This is a genomic window from Mangrovihabitans endophyticus (assembly GCF_014646155.1).
Taxonomy (GTDB): domain Bacteria; phylum Actinomycetota; class Actinomycetes; order Mycobacteriales; family Micromonosporaceae; genus Actinoplanes; species Actinoplanes endophyticus.
In genome coordinates, this window is the sequence record NZ_BMMX01000001.1 from 31,100 (window position 1) to 51,742 (window position 20,643).

Here is a 20,643-nt window from a genome sequence, read left to right on the forward strand (position 1 = left end):
CCCGTCCCGCCCGGTCGCGCCTTGGCCGGTCGCGTCCTGGCCCGTCGCGTCCCGTCCTGGCCGGTCGCGCCCTGCCGGTCGCGCCCTGCCGGTCGCGTCCCGCCCTGGCCCGTCGCGTCCCGCCCGGTCGCGCCCTGGCCGTCGATCTTGAAGATTCGGTGCCCTTTCTGGGTTGGCATAACCGACTTGTCCGACCGCGATGTTCAAGATCGATGCGGCGTCACGCCGCTAGCCCGCCGATCTTGGACTCTGTGGTCGGACAGGTCGGAAATGCCATGTCGAGTCGGTCACCTCGACTTCGCCGTCGTGCTGGTCCGTGTGATCCGTGACCGGTAGGCCGGCCGTCGGCGGCCGGACCGCCCACGGCGCGGCGTCCAGCCGTCGCGGTTGGCCGACTCGGCCTGCCCTGACCCGCCCGGCCGTTGCTGGTGGTTGTCAGCCTGGGCCCGGGTACCCGCCCGGCCGTAGCTCGTGGTTGTCACCCTGGCTCGGGTATTGCTCGGCCGTTGCTGGTGGCTGCCGTCTTCTGGTCGGCCGTAGTGCAGGGCTGTCACGCGAGGCGCATGACGTCCGGGAACGACGGCCGAGCGCGCGATGACAGCCGTCGGCTACGGCCAGACCTCGCCGCGGGCGCCCGCGTACGTCGGCGAACCTCCTCGGGCACCGCCCCCGCGGCCACGCCGCCCACCGCCCCGCCGCCACCGAAGCCGACAAAACAGATATGAGGCGTGAACCGGGTCGGCGTCGACCTCGGGGCTTCCGGGAGGAACTGGCCAAAGTCGAGGGGCACCCGGTCTGCCCTCCGGTTGCCATTGGCTTCGTATGTGTTCGAGCGTGGCCGAAGGGCTGACCCGCGTCCTCCAAGGTCGTCTTTACCCCTTCTGAGCTGCGCGAACGTTGGCGTTGCGTTTTTGTCGGAGGTGAGTGCTAGTCTCTGGGTAGTTAGAACGAGTGTTCGATTGATTCGAACCTTCGTGCTAACGATCCGGGAGTGGCGATTCGCGGCGCAGCTCCCGGGTGCGGCACCCGCGAAGCGCCGCAGACGAGGCTCGGATTTTCGCGGATCCGGGCCTGTGCACCAGGCAGGACCGTCGTCCGCCGCCCTTTGACCCCCGGGCGGCGGACGACGGACCCGCCGGCTGGCCCGGCCGGGCGTGGCGTGGGGAAGCTCTGCGCCCGGCCGGCAAGCCTCAGCCGTTTTCGGCATCCCCGCTGTGTCTTCCTCCGCAGCGGATCGGTTCGACCCGGCACGTCGGATACGACACACGCGAGGAGACATGACCATGGCGAGCAACACGGCGCACGCGCCGACCGCTGCTGCCCTCATTCCCGGGCCCGACGCGCCCACGGTGCCGGCGCACATGCTGCCGCACCGCACTCCCGCCCAACTGCTGACCATCGCTCACCAGGGCTTGGCCGAGGCGGCGCAGACCGGTCCCGACGGCCTGCGTTATGCGACCGCCCATCTGGCTGCCCTGCGCGCGGCGGCCGCGGTCCTCGCCGCCCGTGCCCGCCCGGCTGCTCCGTCGCGCCGCAGCCGGGTGACCAGCGCATGGTCCCTGCTCGTCATGGTCGCTCCCGAGTTCAGTGAGTGGGCGAGCTACTTCGCCCTGGGTGCGGGCAAGCGCGCTGCCGCGGAGGCCGGCATCCCCCGCGTGGTGAGCCCTCGCGAGGCGGATGACCTGCTCCGAGCGGCGGAGCAGTTCGTCTCGGTGGTCGAGTCGGCGCTGGGGTTGAGCTACCAGCCGCCACTGGACCACACGATGAGCCTGCCCGCGCAACGAGCCCCAGCAGCGGCGTAAGGGCAGCGATACCAGCCGGACACGGAGGCGGACTGGCTGGCAGGCACGAGGCCCGGAGTGCCGCTCGTGCGGAAATGGCGACAGGAGCAACACCATGGCGGGGCGGATGATCAACGGGGCCGCCGCGCTGGCCGAAATGATCCGGACGGCCGAGGAAACCACCGAAGCCGGCTTGCGCCGGGTGCTGCCTGTGGCGCCCGAGTTGAGCGGACTGCTTCCCGGACGGGGCCTGCGGCGGGGGAGCACCGTGGCGGTGGCGGTCGGCCGGGCCGCTCCGGCGAGCGGCGGGACCTCGCTGCTGCTGGCGTTGCTGTCCGCGGCATCACGTTCCGGTTCCTGGTGCGCCGTGGTCGGTGTGCCCACGCTGGGCGCGATCGCGGCCGCAGAGAGCGGCATCGCGCTCGATCGCCTCGCGCTGGTGCCCAATCCCGGCCCGGAATGGCCCACCGTGGTCGCCGCCCTCATCGACGGACTGGACATGGTGGTCGCCGCCGTTCCCGGGCCGGTCTCCGCGTCGGTGGCGAACCGGCTCGCCGCTCGCGCGCGGCAGCGGGGAAGCGTTCTGGTCCCCTTCGGACGCTGGGACGGTGCCGACGTCCGCTGGGACGGCGCCGACGTCACCCTGCAAGTGGGCCACAGCAGATGGGAGGGCCTGGGCGCGGGGCGGGGCCGGCTGCGTCGCCGTCGAGTCACCGTCCTGGCCCGCGGGCGCGGCGCGGCCGCCCGGCCGCGTGAGCTCACCGTGTGGATGCCGGGCGTCGCTGTCATGCCGGGTGCCGTCATGCCGGGCGCTGTCGTCATGCCGGGTGCTGTCATGCCGGGCGGTGCTGTCACACCGGGTGCTGTCATGCCGGGCGTCGCTATCATGCCGGGCGGCGCTGTCACACCGGGTGCTGTCACGCCGGGCGGTGCTGTCACACCGGGTGCTGTCACGCCGGGCGGTGCTGTCACACCGCGAGTTGTCGCCTTCCCGGCGGTTCGGGGGTCGTCGTGAGCGCGCCGGACCTGCGGACGCTGATGCTCTGGTGCCCGGATTGGCCGGTCGTCGCGGCGGAGATCGCCGCCGGGGTGCCCGCTGCCGAGACGGTCGTGGTGCTGCACGCCAACCGGGTACTCGCCTGCTCCGAGGCCGCGCGGGCCGAAGGCGTGCGGCGTGGGCTGCGGCGGCGTGAGGCGCAACGGTTGTGCCCGCGCCTGATCGTCGTGGAGCACGATCCGGGGCGGGATGCGGCCGCTTTCGAACCGGTGGTGGCGGCAGTCGAGGACCTGGCCGTGGGGGTGGAGATCGTCCGGCCGGGCGCGTGTGCGGTGGTCGCCCGTGGTCCGGCTCGATACTTCGGTGGAGAGGAGGCCGCCGCCGAGCGGATCGTCGAACAGGTGGCCCAGAACTGCGCGGTGGAAAGTCAGGTGGGCATTGCGGACGGCGTGTTCGCCGCCGGGCTCGCGGCGCGGGCGGGTCGCATCGTGCCGCCGGGGGAGACGCCCGGTTTCCTGGCCGCGATACCGGTCGAGGCGTTGGACCGGCCGGACCTGACCGATCTGTTACGCCGGCTCGGGGTGCAGACCCTGGGCGACTTCGCGGCGTTGCCCGACGCGGACGTGCTGACCCGGTTCGGCCCGGACGGGGCGCTGGCGCACCGGCTGGCGGCCGGCCGGGACGATCGGCCGTTGGCGGTCCGGAAACCCCCGGTCGACTTGGACGTGTCCGACACGTACGACGAGCCGCTGGACCGCGTGGACGTGGCCGCCTTCGCCGGGCGGGTGCTGGCCGAACGTCTGCACGACGGGCTGGCGGCGCACGGTCTCGCCTGCACCCGGCTGGGCATCGAAGCGGTCACCGCGAACGGGCAGGAACTGCACCGGGTGTGGCGGCACGACGGGTTGCTCACCCCGTCGGCCATCGCGGACCGGGTGCGCTGGCAACTGGACGGCTGGTTGACCGGAGGCCGGCGCGGCGCCCCGGCCCGGCCGACCGCGGGACTGGTGCGGCTGCGGCTGGTGCCCGACGGAGTGATCGTCCGCCTAGGACTGCAACCCGGCCTGTGGGGTGACGCGGGCGCCGAGCGGGATCGGGCGCACCGGGCACTGAGCCGGGTGCAAGGTCTGCTCGGCCCGGAGGCGGTGGTGTCCCCGGTGCTGGACGGCGGTCGCAGCGCGGACGACCAGGTGCGATATGTGCCCTGGGGCGACGAACGCTCCGCGGCCAAGGCGTCCGCGGAACGCCGCGAAGCCTATCCGGGCCCGGCGAGCGTCCCGGTCGCGGCGATCACCACGGATCCGCTGCGTACCGTCCCCCCGATTCCGCCCCCAGACGGCGCACCGATGCCGGACCCGCCGCCGGGAGCCGTGCGTCCGGCGGGGGAAGCCGCGGAGCCGGTCCCGCCCGCGACACGGTTGCGGATCGTTGCAGGGCGCGGTTCGCCGGTTCCGGTACGCCGCAAGCGCCCCGCCCTGCACCCGATCGCCGGTGGCGCCGAGGGGCCCGGTGGCGACGGCGCGCCGTCAGGTGGTGCCGGGCCGGAGGGGGACGGGCTGCCCGGTGCCGGGTCGCAGCGGTCCCGGCGGTCGAGTCGTCGGGCCGGGACGCCGCCGGCGTCGCCGCCGTGGCCGGGACGGCTTCCCCGCCCGGCGCCCGCGGTGGTGCTGGACCAGCCGATGGCGGCCGTGGTGACGGACGCGGCCGGCGTGCTGGTCGGGGTGAGCGCCCGGTTGGAGCTCAGCGGGATACCGGCCCGGCTCGTCATCGACCGGGCCGCCCCGGTCGAGATTGCGGGCTGGGCCGGGCCGTGGCCGGTCGACGAGCGGTGGTGGGCGCCGGCCGAGGCGCGGCGGCGGGCACGCTTCCAGGTCGCCCTCGCCGACGGCCGTGCGTTTCTGCTGTCGCTGGCCGACGGCCACTGGCGAGTGGAGGCCGTCTATGACTGAGGCGTCGGTGCCGGATGGGCCGGTGCCGGACGGGCCGGTGCCGGACGGGTCGGTGCCGGACAGGCCGGCGCCCGGGGCATCGGTGGCCGGGGGCGGTGAGGAGCGGCGGTGAGTTTCCACAACCCCCGGATCTCGTGGTCCCGGCTGGAAAGCGCGCTGTCCGGCCCGGACCAGCAGGCCAGCGGCCCAGGCGACCAGAGCGGCCCAGGCGGACAGAGCGGCCCAGGAGACCAGAGCAGCCGGGACGGCTGGCCGCGTCCGCTCGCGCCGGGCCAGCGGTACACGGTCGACCCGCTCGCGGTGGACGGGGACGGCGGGGACTCGCCCGCCTGGAGCCGCAAACGACAACCCTATGCGGCGCCCGGCCTGGTCCGTTCCGTCGGCGAGGTGGCGTACGCGGAACTGCACAGCCACAGCAACTTCAGCTTCCTGGACGGCGCCAGCCACCCGGAGGAACTCGCCGAAGAGGCCGCCCGGCTGGGGCTCACCGCGCTGGCCGTGACCGACCACGACGGGTTCTACGGCGTGGTCCGGTTCTCCCAGGCCGCACGGGAGCTGGACCTGCCCACGGTCTTCGGCGCCGAGCTGTCGCTCGACCTCACCATGCCGCAGAACGGCGAGCCGGATCCGCAGGGCCGGCATCTGCTGGCGCTGGCGCACGGGCCGGAGGGGTACGCGCGGCTGGCCCGCACCGTCGCCCGTGGACAGTTACGCGGTGGGGAGAAGGGCAAGCCGCAGTACGGGGATCTGGAGGAGATCGCCGCGGTGCTGCGCGACCACGTGCTGATCCTCACCGGCTGCCGCAAGGGTGTGGTCCCGTACGCGCTGGCGGCCGAGGGGGTGCCCGGCGCGGCACGGGAGCTGGACCGGCTGATCGCCCTGTTCGGGCGCGGCAACGTCGCGGTGGAGCTGACCGATCATGGTGACCCGTACGACGACGACCGCAACGACGCGCTGGCGGCGCTGGCGGGCAGCCGGGGACTGGAGGTGGTGGCGACCAACAACGTGCACTACGCGGTGCCGGCGCGGCGGAAGCTGGCCACCGCGCTGGCCGCCGTGCGGGCCCGGCGCAGCCTGGACGAGATGGACGGCTGGCTGCCCGCGGCGGGCGCCGCGCATCTGCGCAGCGGCGCGGAGATGGCCCGCCGGTTCGCCGCGTACCCGTCCGCGGTGCCCAACGCCGCCATGTTCGGCGAGGACCTGGCCTTCGACCTGAACCTGGTGGCGCCCCGGCTGCCCGACTATCCGGTGCCGGCCGGGCACACCGAGATGACCTGGCTGCGGGAGCTGACCCTGCGTGGCGCCCGGGAACGCTACGGGCCGCGGCAGGCGCACCCCCGAGCGTACGAGCAGATCGATCGCGAGCTGCGGATGATCGAGGAGCTGGACTTTCCCGGCTACTTCCTGGTCGTCTACGACATCGTCGACTTCTGCCGCCGGGAACGCGTCTACTGCCAGGGCCGCGGGTCGGCGGCGAACTCGGCGGTCTGCTACGCGCTGTGGATCACCAACGTCGACGCGGTCGAGTACGACCTGCTCTTCGAACGGTTCCTGGCACCGGAACGGGACGGCCCGCCGGACATCGACGTGGACATCGAGTCGGATCGGCGCGAAGAGGTCATCCAGTACGTGTACCGCAAGTACGGGCGGGAGCACACCGCTCAGGTCGCCAACGTCATCTCGTACCGGCCGCGTTCGGCCGTCCGGGACATGGCCAAGGCCTTCGGCTTCGCACCCGGCCAGCAGGATGCCTGGAGCAAGCAGATCGACCGCTGGGGGAGTGTCGCGGCGATCGACGCGGAGGACATCCCCGAGCAGGTGGTGCACTTCGCGAACGCGGTGCAGAACTTCCCTCGCCACCTGGGCATCCATTCCGGCGGCATGGTGATCTGCGACCGCCCGATCATCGAGGTGTGCCCGGTGGAGTGGGGGCGGATGCCGGGACGGACCGTGTTGCAGTGGGACAAGGACGACTGCGCGGCCATCGAGCTGGTCAAGTTCGACCTGCTGGGACTGGGCATGCTGTCCGCGCTGCATTACGCGTACGACCTGATCGAGTCCGACCTGGACATCAGCGCCATGCGCCTGGACGATCCGGAGGTCTACGCGATGCTGTGCCGAGCCGACTCGATCGGGGTGTTCCAGGTGGAGAGCCGCGCGCAGATGGCCACCCTGCCGCGGCTCAAACCGGAACGCTTCTACGACCTGGTGGTCGAGGTGGCGCTGATCCGGCCGGGACCGATCCAGGGCGGCTCGGTGCATCCGTTCATCCGGCGCAAGAACGGCCGCGAGCCGGTGACCTACCCGCACCCGTTGATGCGGGGCGCGCTGGAGAAGACGCTGGGCGTGCCGCTGTTCCAGGAGCAGCTCATGCAACTGGCGATCGACGTGGCCGGGTTCGATCCGGCCGAGGCGGATCAACTGCGCCGGGCGATGGGGTCCAAACGGTCGGCGGAGAAGATGGAACGGATCAAGAGCCGCCTGTACGCCGGGATGGCCGACCGTGGCATCACCGGCGAACTGGCCGACGACCTGTTCGTCAAGCTGTCCGCGTTCGCCAGCTACGGGTTCCCGGAGAGCCACGCGATGAGCTTCGCCTATCTGGTGTACGCGAGCGCCTGGCTCAAGCGGTACCACCCGGCGGCGTTCTGCGCGGCGCTGCTGAACGCCCAGCCGATGGGCTTCTATTCGCCGCAGTCGCTTGTCGACGACGCCCGTCGGCATGGGGTGGAGGTGCGCCGCCCGGACATCAACGCCAGCGACGCGGCGGCCACCCTGGAATCGACCGCGCGGACCCGGTGGGGCGCCCCGGCGGGGGAGCCGCCGCACGCCTGGGGGCTGGGCGGTCCGGCGGTGCGGATGGGGTTGTCGAGCGTGCGCACCCTCGGAGCCGACCTGGCCGGGGAGATCGAGCGGGAACGCCGCGCCCATGGCCCGTACCGGGACCTGTCCGACCTGGCCCGGCGGACCGGGTGCCGCGGCACCCACCTGGAGGCGCTGGCGACCGCGGACGCCTTCGCGAGCTTCGGGCTGAGCCGGCGTGAGGCGCTGTGGGCGGCCGGCGCCGCGGCGCAGGACAAACCGGACCGGTTGCCGGGCACCGCGGTGCGTGCCGACGCGCCTGCCCTGCCCGGCCTGGCGGACGTGGACCGCCTGGTGGCGGACGTCTGGGCCACCGGGCTGTCCCCGGACGCTCACCCGGCGCAGTTCCTGCGCGACCAACTGGACCGTGCCGGGGCGCTGCCGATCGCCCGCCTCGGCCGGGTCGAGGCGGGAACCCGGATCCGGGTGGGCGGCATCGTCACCCACCGGCAGCGGCCGGCCACCGCGGGCGGGGTCACGTTCGTCAACCTGGAGGACGAGACAGGGATGCTCAACGTGACCTGCTCGCCGGGACTGTGGCAGAAGTACCGGCGGGTGGCCCGGACCAGCGCGGCGCTGGTGGTGCGGGGGCGGCTGGAGAAGGCCGAGGGCGTGCTGAACCTGGTGGCGGACCGGTTGACGGCGCTCACCCCGCCGATCAGTCCGGCATCCCGCGACTTCCGCTGACGTCGCCCACCGATCCCTCGCCCGCCCCGGTGACCGATACGCTGCGGTTGTGGAGACCACACCGATGCGAACCGCCCGGCCGCTCGTCACCGCCCGCACCGCCGCGGTCTGGGCGGTGTTACGGCGTGAGCTGCAACGGCACGCCGACCGGCCGATGACGGTGCTGGACGTGGGCGGCGGCACCGGCGGATTCGCGGTGCCGCTGGCCGAGGCCGGGCATCGGGTGACCGTGGTGGACGCCAGCCCGGATGCGCTGGCCGCGCTGACCCGGCGGGCCGCCGACGCGGGCGTGCCGGACCGGGTGCGCGCGGTGCAGGGCGACGGGGACGCGCTGGCCGGGCTGGTCGCGCCGGGCAGCGTGGATCTCATCCTGTGCCACGCCGTCCTGGAGGTGGTGGACGACCCGGCCGAGGTGGTCGCGGCGATCGCCGGGGCGTTGCGTCCGGGCGGGGCGGTCAGCGTGCTGGTGGCCGGCCGGGCGGCGGCGGTGCTCGGCCGGGCGGTGAACGGTCAGCTCGCGGCAGCCGGGGCGCTGCTGGCGGACCCGGACGGGTGCGCCGGGCCGCGGGACACGTTGCGGCGGCGGTACGACGCGCAGACCGCGACCCGGCTGCTCGACGAGGCGGGTCTCACGGTCGAGGAGACCCACGGCGTACGGGTGCTGGCCGATTTGCTGCCCGCGGCGATGGTGGAGTCCGATCCGCAGGCCCTGCTCGATCTGGAAAGGGAGTTGTCCGCGCGGCCACCGTTCCGGGACATCGCCGCGCAGCTACACCTGTTCGCCCGGCGTCCGTGACCGCGCCCGCGTCACCGTCCGAGCTGCCCCGGGTGCCACCGGACCACCTGCCGTCCGAGGCCTTCCGCGAGCGGCGTCCGGCGTACGGCGTGGGCAGCCTGGCCGACCTGCTGCCCAGCGTGTGCGCGCATCTCGGGGTGCCGGGCACGGCCGACGTCATCGGCCTGCGCGAACCGCTGGACGGCGTGGACCGGATCGCGGTGCTGCTGGTGGACGGGATGGGCGCGTACCAACTGCCGCTGATGGCGCCGCACGCGCCGGTGCTGGCCGGTCTGGCGGCCGGCGGTCGCACCCTGACCTCCGGCTTTCCGTCCACCACACCGGTCAGCCTGGTCACCCTCGGCACCGGTACGCCGCCGGGTGCGCACGGCGTGCTGGGCTTCACCGTGCGTACGCCCAGCGGGGCGATCCTCAACCACATCCGGTGGGGTGACGACCCGGATCCGCGGGACTGGCAGCCGGTGCCGAGCCGGCTCGCCGTCGCGGCGGCGGCCGGTGTCACGGTCACCACGGTGACCCGGCCGGAGTTCGAGGGCAGCGGGTTGACCGTGTCCGCGTACGGCCGGGACGGCTTCCGTGGCGCACCCGACCCGGACCGGTTGGCCGGGCAGATGCTGGCCGCGCTGTCGGCCGGCACCGGCCCGGCGCTGGTCTACGGGTACCACCCGGACCTGGACCGCTGCGGCCACGAGGACGGGATCGACTCGCCGCCGTGGCGCGCCGCCGCGGCCGGGGTGGACCGGCTGCTCGACCGTTTGGCGCTCGGTCTGCCACCCGGGTCGGCGGTGCTGGTCACGGCCGATCACGGGCAGCTCAACGTGCCGTCCGGCCGACGCTACGACCTGGGCACGGATCCGGCGCTGGCGGCCGGATTGAGCGCCGTGGCGGGTGAGCCGCGGCTCCGTTACCTGTACCCCGCGGCGGGTGCCCGGGACGACGTGCTCGCCGCGTACCGGGAGGTGCTCGGCGCCGACGCCCGGGTGATGACCCGCGACGAGGCGATCGACGACGGATGGTTCGGTCCGGTGCCGGCCGGGCATCGCGACCGGATCGGTGAGGTGGTGGTGCTGTGCCGGGACCGGGCGGTGCTGCTCGCCTCCGGCTGGGAGCCGCCCGCGGTGGGCCGGCTCGTGGCTTACCACGGCTCCTCGACCGCCGCCGAGATGACCATCCCGCTGCTGCTGATCGTGCGCTGAGTTTTTGTCGGTGGGTGGGGTTAGCCTACCGGCAACGGCTTGACTGGGGGGCCCAGCCGGCAACGGCTTGACTAGGGGCCCTGCCGGCAACGGCTTGACACGGGAGCAACGCATGGGGCGCAGTCAGCAGATCGGTCCGGCGGGCCGGACGCCGGGGAACGGTCCGGGTTTTGCGGCGGACGCCGACGACACCGACTGCACCGTTCTGCACGTCGACATGGACGCGTTCTTCGCCTCCGTCGAGGTGCGCCGCCGACCTGAGCTGCGGGGCAAGCCCGTCGTGGTCGGCGGGACCGGCCCGCGCGGCGTGGTCAGCTCGGCCAGCTACGAGGCGCGGCGCTACGGGGTGCGCAGCGCGATGCCCGCCGCCCGCGCCCGCGCGCTGTGCCCGCGAGCGGTGTTCCTGCCGCCCGACTTCACCGAATATTCGGCCGCCTCCGAGACCATGATGCGGATCTTCCGGGACGTCACCCCGCTGGTCGAGCCGCTCTCGCTGGACGAGGCGTTCCTCGACGTGTCCGGGGCGTTGCGCCTGCTGGGCCGGCCCGCCGTGATCGCCCGTGACATCCGTCGCCGTGTGCGGGAGGAGCAGCAGTTGACCTGTTCCGTCGGGGTGGCGCCGAGCAAGTTCGTCGCCAAGCTCGGTTCCACCCGGGCCAAACCGGACGGCTTGCTGGTCATCCCGGAGAAGCGAGTGATCGAGTTTCTGCATCCGCTGCCGGTGGCCGCGCTCTGGGGCGTCGGCGAGCGCGCCGCCGAGTCCCTGCAGCGTCTGGGCCTGCGCACCGTGGGAGATCTGGCCCAGGCGCCGCTGGGCATGCTCCGCCGCGCGGTCGGTGAGTCCTCCGCCGCCCATCTGCACGAGTTGTCCTGGGGCCGGGATCCCCGCCGGGTGGTCGCCGAGCAGGTGGAGAAATCGATCGGCGCGGAGATGACCTTCGACACCGACGTGTCCGACCCGCGGCTCCTGCGGCGCAGCCTGCTCGCCCTGGCGGAGAAGGTCGGCGCCCGGCTGCGGGCCGGCGGACACGCCGGACGGACGGTCGCCATCAAGGTGCGGTCGGCGGACTTCCGCACCGTGAACCGGTCCAAGACCATCTCGACGACCACCGATGTGGCCCGGGAGATCTTCGAGATCGCCTGGGCGTTGTTCCTCGCCCTCCAGCCAACCGGGCAAATCCGACTTATCGGCGTACGGGTGGAAGGTCTCCTCACCGCCGCCACGGCGTCCCGGCAGCTCACCTTGGGCGAGCCGGAACGCGGTTGGCGGGACGCCGAAGCGGCCGCCGACGCGGTGGCCGCCCGTTTTGGCCGTTCCGTGGTCGGTCCCGCGAGCCTTCTGGGCTCTCGTGACCTGCGGCGAACCGAAAATCACCCGCACTCGACCGTCGTCCCGCTTTCCGACCCGCCGAGCCGCTCGTAAACTTGCCTCTAAGGCAGCCCTACGGCTGTCTAGCGTCATCGGTCACACTTGCTTCACACCGACCCCAACCTCGGGGCCGGAGATGCGCCCGGGGAGGAATGCCGTGCCGCTCTCGGAGCACGAGCAGCGGCTGTTCGATCAGATCGAGCGGTCGCTTGCCGAGGACCCCAAGTTCGCCTCGGCTGTGCGGGCCAGCGACCCGCGTTTCCATGCACGGCGCCGACTGGTCGTCGCCGCTTTCGTCATCGTCGCCGGTCTAGCGCTGGTGGTCTATGGCACGGTGAGCAGCAACACGCCGCTCGGCGTCGCCGGCTTCGTCGTGATGCTCGGTGCCGCGGCCTTCGCCATGCAGAGCCGTCGCAAGGGCCAGGCCACCGACCTGCACGCGGTCGGCGGCAACGCCACCCGCCGCACCCGGCAGTCCACGCGCAAGTCGGGCATCGTCGACCGGCTTGAGGAGCGATGGCGCGGACGCCCCGAGGGGCACCGCTGACCGAGCGACCCGAGTGATGACCGATGGCGGCCGAACAGGCCGCCATCGTCGTATCCGCGCACGGGCCGCCCCCACCCCGCCACGCCCCGGGGTGCGTCGATCTTGGAGTTTCCGGTCGGATAAGACGGATTCGCCATCACGAATCGGGCACACAATCTCCAAGATCGTGCGCCCGATTCGCGACGGGGTGTGCCAAGACGGTCGATCTTGAGGTTAGTGGTCGGACATATCGATTCGTATCCGGGCAAGCCTGGCGCAGAAACTTCAAGATCGCCCCCGGCGGCCGGGCGCCGGGGGCGCTGCGGGCGCTGCGGGCGCTGCGGGCGCTGCGGGCGCTGCGGGTGACGCCGGGGGGCGTCCGCGGGTGACGCCGGGGGCGCCGCGGGTGACGCCGGGGGGCGTCAGCGGGCTCGTGCCAGCAGGCGGCGCGGGCTCCAGCGGCTCATCGCGTCTCGCGCCCGGCCGAAGGTGCCTATCCATCGGGCCGAGGCGTCTGCCGCACCCAGCCTCCAGCGCAGCATCACCGACGGCGGCATCAATGCTGCCACCAGCCGGTCCCGTCGCGTCGCCGTGCGGGACAGTCCCTTGCGCACCAGGGCGAGTGCCCGGGTGAGCTCGCCGCCACGCAACGGTTCTCGGGCGTACCGGGCACGTTCCTCCGCGCGGCCCAGCAACGCCGCCGAGTCCGCCGCCGGCGAGCCGCTCAGTTCCGCCTCGCGGACCAGCCGCTGCGCGGTGTGCCGGGGCGTCTCGGTCGGGTCGACCGTCACCCGGTAGTCGATCATTGTGTCGATGAGTTCGTCCCAGGCGGCATGCGCGTCCGCCCGCGCCCGCGCGCTCTCGGTGGTGATGGTGACCGCCCGCGAGTCGCCCGGCGCCTCCGGGTCGTCCGCGGCCCGGGTCACTGTCCGGGTCGTGGTGTGCGTGTCCGTCGCGGCGTGGCGTCGGCGGCGGACCAGCACCCGCCGCAGCGCGGGCACCAGCAGAAGGGCCAGGATCAGGGCCGCGATGCCGATGATCCAGAGCGTGGTGGCGCTCGGGCCGCTACTCAGCGAGGCGCCTCCCGCGCCGAGGCTGGGGTCGTCGAACGCGCGGTCCGGACGATCCGCCCCACCGGCGTCGGCGGACGGGCCGGCCCCCGGCGCTGCGCCGCCCGCGGACGCGGACGGCAGCGGGTCGACCGCGTCGGTGTCCGGGGCCCACTGCGAGCGGGTCGACCCGGCCACTCCGGCGGCGGGGGTGGCGTCGAACGGCACCCAGCCGAAGCCGTCCAGATATACCTCGGCCCAGGCGTGCGCGTTGCGGTTGGTGATGATCCAGGCGTCCCCGTCGCGCGAACTGCCGCGGGTGAAGCCGAACGCGACCCGCGCCGGCACCCCGGCCGCCCGGGACATCCAGGCCATCGCCGCCGCGTACTGCTGGCAGAAGCCGGCCTTGTTGGTCAGGAACGCGGCGATGTCGGAGCCGGAGGTGCCGGCGGTTTGCAGTTGGTAGGAGAAGCCGTTGTCCGCGGAGAAGTAGTCATAGATCGCGCGCACCTTGTCGTAGTCGGTGCGTTCTCCGCCGGTCAGCGTGGCCACCAGGTCGTCGACCACCTTGTCCTTGGGCACGCTGGTGTATCGCACCCGGAACTCGTCGTTGCGCGGCAGCGACCGGGCGGTGCGCAGTTGCTGCGGGGTGTAGGTGGCGCGCAGGTAGTCGAACGAGTACTGCCGATTGCGGGTGGTGGTCCGGGTGGAGAACACCACGTCCTGGTTGCTGTCGTAGGACCAGCCGCCGTCCAGCCCGTCGGTGTCGACGACCGAGTTGTAGATCGGCGCCAGCGCCATGTTGAGATCCTTGATCTCCACGTTGGCGTGGTAGGGACGGTACGTCGCCTCGTTGGTTCCCGAGTCGCGGCGCGGGTCGGGCAGACCGCGGGACAGCGAGTTGCCGGTGGGTGTCCGGTTGCTGAAGCCTTCCACGGTGACCGCGTCCGCCACGCCGAGGCGCAGATAGAAGGGGCTGCGTTCGGTGGTGGTCACCCGCAGCATCTCGCGGGTGTCGTTCTGGGTGAGTTGGCCGCTGAGCGAGGCGAACAGGTTGACCCGCCCGCCCGCGCCGGGGCCGAAGCCGCCCGCGCCGGAGCCGGTCCCCACCTGGGTGAGCCGGGACAGCAGGCCACCGGTGACGCTCGGCACGGCCAGCGGCAGGATCACCGCGGCCACCACGCCGACCACCGCGAGCCGGCGCCCGGCCGCGCCCAGCGGGGACGGCTCCCAGACGTCGACGTCGCGGCCATCGCCGGTGAACCGGCGGCCGAACCGGCGCACCCGGTCGACGTTGTCGGCGACCAGCAACCACAGGAAGCCGGCCGCGCCGATGACGAACGGCAGCGCCGGGACGCTGTCGATGTAGACCGCCACCGGCACCGAGTAGATGGCCAGCATGGGCAGGCCGGCCAGGGCGGGGCGGCGCAAGATCACGGTCAGCGTGTCCACCAGCACGGCACAGCCGCCCACCCCGAGGACGGTGACGAACAGCAGCCCGTCGCGGTCCGGGACCGGCACGCCGTACGAGCGGGTGTCCGCGGACGCCTGGGTGAACAGGTCGCCGAAGTACTCGAACGTGCGGGTGGAGGGGAGCAGCGACATGACCTCGTCGCCGCTGGGGAAGATCCAGGTCAGCACCACCAGCAGCATCACGACCATGCTGGCCACCTGAGCCCAGTCGGGCAGCCGTGCGGTCCGGGCCAGCATGGCGGCGCCGGCCACCAGCCCCACGGCCAGGATGCACTCCAGCAGCCAGGTCCAGCTCTCGAAGATGGCCGACAGCGGCGCCGAGGCCAGCAGGGTGGCGCTCGCCGCCACCAGGCCCAGTCGCCTGCGCCCGATCATCCGTTACCTCCGGTGGTGCTCATCGGCGCCCGCCGCCGGCCACCGTCTCGGCCATCGCGGCCCGCCACGCGAATCCCTGCGAGCCGCGTCCGGCCGCTGGCCAGAGGGCGGGCAGGGTCTCGCCGTGCACGACCGGCAGCGCCCGCCAGCCGCTGCGGATCAGCGACAGCGTCGTCGCCTCCCGCGCCTGGTCGGCCGCCACCCGGTCGGCCTCGGTCACGTCGATCCAGGTGGAGGTGTCGAGGGCGAAGCCGATGCAGGTCGCCCCGTTGCCGCGCAGCCCGCTGAGCGCCTCGGCCTCCGGCACGGTCAGCGCACCGAACAGACCGATGATCAGCCCGCCGTCGGACCGACGCCGGACATGCTCGACCAACACCGAGATGTCGCCGTTCTGCGCCGGTTTCACGTCGGCCAGGGTATCCAGGATGAGCCCGTCACCGGCGATCTCACTTCCGTCGATGTCCACCCCGGTGCCGGTGACCAGCCGCAGCTTGTATCCCGCGCGGCGCAGATGCATGGCGACGCTGGCCGCGGCGGACACCGCCCACTCGAAGCTGGCGGCCGGGCCCTCGCCCTGGTGGGCGTACTGCCGCGTGTCCAGCACCACGGTAGCCCGGCTCTCCCACGGCTGTTCCTCACGCCGGACCATGAGGTCGCCGGTGCGGGCGGTGGACCGCCAGTGCACCCGGCGCAGGTCGTCGCCGCGGCGATATTCGCGGGTGGCAGCGTCGTCCTCGCCGTGCACCGCCACCGAACGGGCGCGACTGTCGCCGGCGCCCGCGAACTCGCCGGTCAGCCGAACCATGGGGAGCTCGACGACCTGCGGGATCACGGTGAGCCGGTCGACGCTGGGGAACGAGCGGTTCAGCTCGCACAGGCCGAACGGGTCGGTCAGCCGGATCACCAGCGGGCCGACCGGGTAGCGGCCCCGCACGTCCGCCCGCACCGTGTATCCGACCGAGCTGGCCTGATGCGGGGCCAGCCGTTCCAGCACCACCCGCGGCCGGCTGCCCAGCGCGTACGGCAAACGGTCTTCCAGCATCAGGGTGCCGGTGGGCAGCCGGGACAGGTTTTGCAAGCGCAGCACGACGCGGGCGGTGGACCCGACCGGGGCGCGGCCGGGCTCCAGCGACCGGGTGCAGGCGAGCTTGTACCGGCTCCGTCCGACGTACGCGGCGGCGAGCAGCGGCAGCGCGGCGAGCAGCACGGCCACCCGCAGCAGGTCACGCTCGCCGAGGATGATGGCGGACAGCCCGGCCGCGGCCGCGGCGGCCAGGAACGAACGGCCGCGGGTGGTGAGTCCCCGCATGGCCTCCCGCATCGTCAGTGCCCCCGCGGCTCGTAGCGGGCCCGTCCGTCACCGCTGGGACGGGTGTCGTACGGCGAGCGGCTGCGTTCGTGGGGCAGCGGCAGCCGGTGCACGATCTCCGCCACGATCGCGTCGGTGGTGCGGCGGTTCATCTGCGCGTCGGTGGTCGGGATGATCCGGTGGGCCAGCACCGGCACGGCGAGCGTCTGCAGGTCGTCGGGGAGCACGTAGTCCCGGCCCTCCAGGGCGGCCACCGCCTTGGCGGTGCGCAGCAGTTGCAGGGTCGACCGCGGCGACGCGCCGAGGCGTATCTCCGGCGCTTCCCGCGTCGCGGTGACCAGGGCGATCGCGTACTGCTGCACGGCGTCTGCGGCGTGCACGTCGCGGACCGTGGCGATCAGCCGGCGGACCAGCGACGCGTCGGAGACCGCCCGCAGCGTGCTCAGCGGGTCGAGGGAGCCGTGCGCGCCCAGCATCGCCAGCTCGGCGCGCGGGTCCGGGTAGCCCATCGCGATCCGCGCGGTGAAACGGTCGCGCTGCGCCTCCGGCAGAGGGTAGGTGCCCTCCATCTCGATCGGGTTCTGGGTGGCGATCACCATGAACGGCGCCTGCAGTTCATAGGTGGTGCCGTCGACGGTGACCTGGCGCTCCTCCATGCATTCCAGGAGCGCCGACTGGGTCTTCGGCGACGCGCGGTTGATCTCGTCGCCGACCACCAGGTTGGCGAACACCGCCCCCGGCTTGAACTCGAAGTCGCGGGTCTCCTGGTTGTAGACGCTGACTCCGGTCACGTCGCTGGGCAGCAGGTCGGGGGTGAACTGGATGCGCCGCACCGAGCAGTCGATCGACCGGGCCAGCGCCTTGGCCAGCTTGGTCTTGCCGACTCCCGGCACATCCTCGATCAGCAGGTGGCCTTCGGAGAGCAGCACGGCGAGCGCCAGCCGGACGGTCGCTTCCTTGCCCTCGATGACCCGCTCGATATTGGCCATGATGGCGTCGGTCGCGGCTCGGAACTCCTCGCTCGGCAGCGGTCCGCCGGGCTCGTCCCAGGTTGGCGTTGTCACGGGCCTCCTTCAGTTCGCTTCGTGCTCCGCCGACGGCCGAGGACGGCGGGACACCGCAGGTCAGCGGGCGGCCGGCGGTCGCGTGGGGCCTCCGGCGCTCCGCCGCCCGTCCCCACAGGTTAACCCCGTCACAGGCGGGTGCCGAGCGCGCGGCGGCGGATCCGAAAGACCATGATCAACGGCTCATGTATATCGGATGAGTAACGAATCGGACATCAATCTTTTCGCCTATACCGATACGCTCCAACATCACGCATTGACGGGCGGGGACACCCGAGCCCCGCCGAGAGGGGCTTTTGAGTGAACCCGTTATCCAGGTGGGGGGCGGCTGCCGCAGGCGCCGTCCTGCTCGCCGGACTGCTCCCCGCCGCCGCGCAAGCGGCACCCCGACCGGGTGCCGCGGCGGAGAAGGCAAGCCGTCCGGACCGGGCCGCCGACTATGACTCCCGTGATCAGATCAGCAAGCCGTCCGCCGGGCCCGCGGCGCAGCGCGCCGCCATCGCCGCGCAGCCCGGCAGCGCGGTGCGCAAGCTGCGCCAGGCGCTCGGCGTGCAGGGCATCGTCGAGATCGACAAGGCCACCGGCACGCCGCGGCGGGTCGCCCGGACCGACGGCTTCCTGACCGCCGCCAGCGCCCGCGAGCCGGAAGCGATCGCCCGCGACTACCTGACGTCGCACGCCGACGTCTTCGGCCTCGGCTCCGCCGCGGTGGACCGGCTCACGCTGCGCCAGGACTACGTCGACATCGCGGGCACCCACCACCTGAGCTTCGTGCAGACGGTGAGCGGCGTGTCGGTGTTCGGCAACGGCGTCAAGGCGCACGTGGCCAAGGACGGCCGGCTGATCCAGATCGACGGCTCGCCGCTGGCGGACCTGCCCGCCACCGCGGGCAGCCCGGCGCTGAGCGCGGCCAAGGCCCGCGCGGCGGCGGTCAAGGACGTGTTCGGCGACTCCGCGGCGAAGGTGACCGGCAGCAAGGCCGGCGTCACCACGTTCGCCGACGGCGGCAACGCCACCCAGGTGATCTTCCAGACCGCCGCCGGCCCGCGCCTGGCGTGGCAGGTCCTGAACATGGCCGAGGGCTACCTGCACGTGGTGGACGCGGCGAACGGCACGGTGCTGCTGCGGCAGAGCACGATCGACAACGACACCGCCATCGCGTTCCCCAACTACCCGGGCGCGCCCAAGGGCGGCGTGCAGCGCGCGGTCAACCTGACCCGCTGGCTGCCGGTCAACTCGCCCAACCTGGCCGGCAACGTGGCGCACGTCTACACCGACGTCAACGACGACGACGTGGCGAACCCGGCCGAAGAGGTGGCGCCGCGGTCGAAGCGCGACTTCAGCTACCCGTTCACCGACTTCACCGCGCAGGCGGCGGAGACCGGCTGCACCGAGGACTACCAGTGCTCCTGGGACCCCAAGGTGCCGTACTCCTGGGAGGCCAACCGGGAGCAGAACGCGGTGCAGATGTACTACTTCCTCGGCACCTGGCACGATCACCTGCGCAACAAGCCGATCGGCTTCACCCGTGAGGCGGGCAACTTCGAAGCCGTGGACGGCGACGCCGTGCAGGGGCAGGCGCTGGACGGCGCGGACACCGCGAACGGCCTGCCGGACGCCGGTCACGACGACAACGCCAACATGAGCACCCCGCCGGACGGCACCCCGCCGCGCATGCAGATGTACCTGTTCCACAGCCCGGGTAGCGCGACCGACCCGTTCATCGCCGGCAACTCGGGCGACGAGTCGGACATCGTCTACCACGAGTACACCCACGGCCTGTCCAACCGCCTGGTGGTGGACGCGAATGGCGTCTCCACGCTGGGCGACGTGCAGGCCGGGTCGATGGGCGAGGCGTGGAGCGACTGGTACGCGCTGGACTACCTGGTCGCCGAGGGCCTGGAGAAGGACACCAAGGCGGCTCGGGACGTGCGCGTCGGCAAGTACGTGACGGCCGGCGGCACCATCCGCACCGAACCGATGGACTGCCAGGTCGGCGACACCTCGCCGGACTGCCCCGGCGTCGCGGGCACCGGGCCGGGCGGATACACGTACGGGGACTTCGGGCACATCTACCGGCTCGGGCCGGAGGTGCACGCGGACGGTGAGATCTGGGCGCAGACGCTCTGGGATCTGCGCACCGCGATCGGCAGCGGCAAGGCCGAGTCGCTGATCACCCGGGCCATGGAGCTGTCCCCGGCGAACCCGTCCTTCCTGGACGAGCGCAACTCGATCCTGCAGGCCGACCTGGTGGTCAACGACGGCAAGCTGCAGAAGAAGATCTGGCAGGTGTTCGCCAAGCGGGGCATGGGCTTCTTCGCCGCGTCCCTGGACGGCGACGACGCCCAGCCGGTGGAGAACTTCTCCATGCCGCCGTCGGCGAGCACCCCGCGTGGCTCGCTGACCGGCACGGTCACCGACGCCGACACCGGCGAGCCGATCGGCGGCGTCGACGTCGGGTTCGGCGGCCACGCCTCCGGCTTCGCCGGCGACTACGCCGCCACCACGGCGGCCGACGGGACGTACACCATCTCCGACATCATCCCCGGCACGTACGCGAAGGTCTTCGCCCGCGGCAACGGGTACGACCCGGTGACCCGGACGGTGTCCGTCAACTCCCGCCCGACCACCGCAGACTGGCAGCTCCGTCGTGACTGGGCGGCGCTGTCCGGCGGCGGCGAGGTGGTCAGCGCGACCGGGCCGGACTACACGCCGTACGGCTGCGGGCCGCCCCAGTTGATTGACCAGTCGCAGGCCTCCGGCTGGGGTTCCGATGTGGCGCAGGGCGGCCAGAACGCGGTGGTCCGCCTGCCGGTCGCGGTGGACATCGGCGAAGTGGTGATCAACCCGTCGGCCACGTGTGGTGACGACGAGACCGCCGGGACCGGCGGCTACCGGCTGGAGGGCTCGGCGGACGGCTCGTCCTGGAGCACCCTGTCGGAAGGCACGTTCCCGAACGGCACCGACACGCCGACCACGGTGGAGCTGTCCGGCGCCACCACCGGCGTGCAGTTCCTGCGCTGGACCATGCTGACCACGCAGGGCCAGGACGCGGGCCTGTGCCCGGCCGGTCAGGCGCCGCAGTACAGCGGCTGCGTGTTCATGGACTCGACGGAACTCGCCGTCTACGGCGCGCCCGCCGGGAGCTGACCCACCTCGGTGATACCGGTCGCCGCCACGTGGCGGCGACCGGTATCATGCCTCCATGGC

At 72.8% G+C, this 20,643-nt stretch carries 11 protein-coding genes and 1 pseudogene; 9 read left to right on the plus strand and 3 right to left on the minus strand.

Annotation, left to right across the window (positions count from 1 at the left end; all coding sequences use genetic code 11):
• Nucleotides 1–1,283: 1,283 nt before the first annotated feature.
• From IEY73_RS00145 to IEY73_RS00180, 8 genes and pseudogenes are all read left to right on the plus strand, one after another.
• On the plus strand, nt 1,284–1,802 hold the full coding sequence (locus IEY73_RS00145; RefSeq protein WP_189076955.1) for an SAV_6107 family HEPN domain-containing protein: 519 nt from the start codon (nt 1,284–1,286) through the stop codon (nt 1,800–1,802).
• A gap of 94 nt (nt 1,803–1,896) precedes the next feature.
• Nucleotides 1,897–2,667: pseudogene (gene imuA' / locus IEY73_RS00150) on the plus strand (DnaE2-dependent mutagenesis accessory factor ImuA'); the annotation flags it as partial.
• 125 nt (nt 2,668–2,792) lie between these two features.
• The gene (locus IEY73_RS00155; protein ID WP_373292713.1) at nt 2,793–4,727 is read left to right on the plus strand and encodes a Y-family DNA polymerase; all 1,935 of its coding nucleotides are present in this window, start codon (nt 2,793–2,795) and stop codon (nt 4,725–4,727) included.
• 108 nt (nt 4,728–4,835) lie between these two features.
• Nucleotides 4,836–8,276, plus strand: coding sequence for an error-prone DNA polymerase (locus IEY73_RS00160; protein WP_189076956.1), 3,441 nt, complete (start codon nt 4,836–4,838; stop codon nt 8,274–8,276).
• A gap of 64 nt (nt 8,277–8,340) precedes the next feature.
• Nucleotides 8,341–9,072, plus strand: a complete 732-nt coding sequence (locus tag IEY73_RS00165) for a methyltransferase domain-containing protein (protein ID WP_189077742.1) — start codon at nt 8,341–8,343, stop codon at nt 9,070–9,072.
• Nucleotides 9,069–10,268, plus strand: coding sequence for an alkaline phosphatase family protein (locus IEY73_RS00170; RefSeq protein ID WP_189076957.1), 1,200 nt, complete (start codon nt 9,069–9,071; stop codon nt 10,266–10,268). Before IEY73_RS00165 ends, IEY73_RS00170 begins: the two co-directional genes overlap by 4 nt.
• A gap of 112 nt (nt 10,269–10,380) precedes the next feature.
• Nucleotides 10,381–11,691 carry a DNA polymerase IV gene (locus IEY73_RS00175; protein ID WP_189076958.1) on the plus strand — a complete coding sequence of 437 codons (1,311 nt, stop codon included), beginning with the start codon at nt 10,381–10,383 and terminating at the stop codon, nt 11,689–11,691.
• Between the two features lie 103 nt (nt 11,692–11,794).
• Nucleotides 11,795–12,184 (plus strand): SCO2097 family morphological protein, encoded by a 390-nt coding sequence (locus tag IEY73_RS00180; protein WP_189076959.1) that lies wholly within the window; start codon nt 11,795–11,797, stop codon nt 12,182–12,184.
• Nucleotides 12,185–12,585: 401 nt separating this feature from the next.
• Here IEY73_RS00180 and IEY73_RS00185 read toward each other — a convergent pair whose 3' ends face one another.
• Genes IEY73_RS00185 through IEY73_RS00195 form a run of 3 tightly spaced genes read right to left on the minus strand, consistent with a single transcriptional unit; the run spans nt 12,586 to nt 17,433 of the window.
• Nucleotides 12,586–15,060, minus strand: coding sequence for a transglutaminase TgpA family protein (locus IEY73_RS00185; protein WP_189076960.1), 2,475 nt, complete (start codon nt 15,058–15,060; stop codon nt 12,586–12,588).
• A gap of 19 nt (nt 15,061–15,079) precedes the next feature.
• A complete protein-coding gene (locus tag IEY73_RS00190) occupies nt 15,080–16,381 on the minus strand; it encodes a DUF58 domain-containing protein (RefSeq protein ID WP_189076961.1) in 1,302 nt (433 codons plus the stop codon).
• Nucleotides 16,382–16,383: 2 nt separating this feature from the next.
• Complete coding sequence (locus IEY73_RS00195; RefSeq protein ID WP_189076962.1) at nt 16,384–17,433, minus strand: AAA family ATPase; 1,050 nt, start codon at nt 17,431–17,433, stop codon at nt 16,384–16,386.
• Between the two features lie 300 nt (nt 17,434–17,733).
• On the opposite strand from IEY73_RS00195, the gene IEY73_RS00200 reads away from it, so the two are divergent.
• The gene (locus IEY73_RS00200; RefSeq protein ID WP_189076963.1) at nt 17,734–20,583 is read left to right on the plus strand and encodes a M36 family metallopeptidase; all 2,850 of its coding nucleotides are present in this window, start codon (nt 17,734–17,736) and stop codon (nt 20,581–20,583) included.
• Nucleotides 20,584–20,643 lie beyond the last annotated feature (60 nt).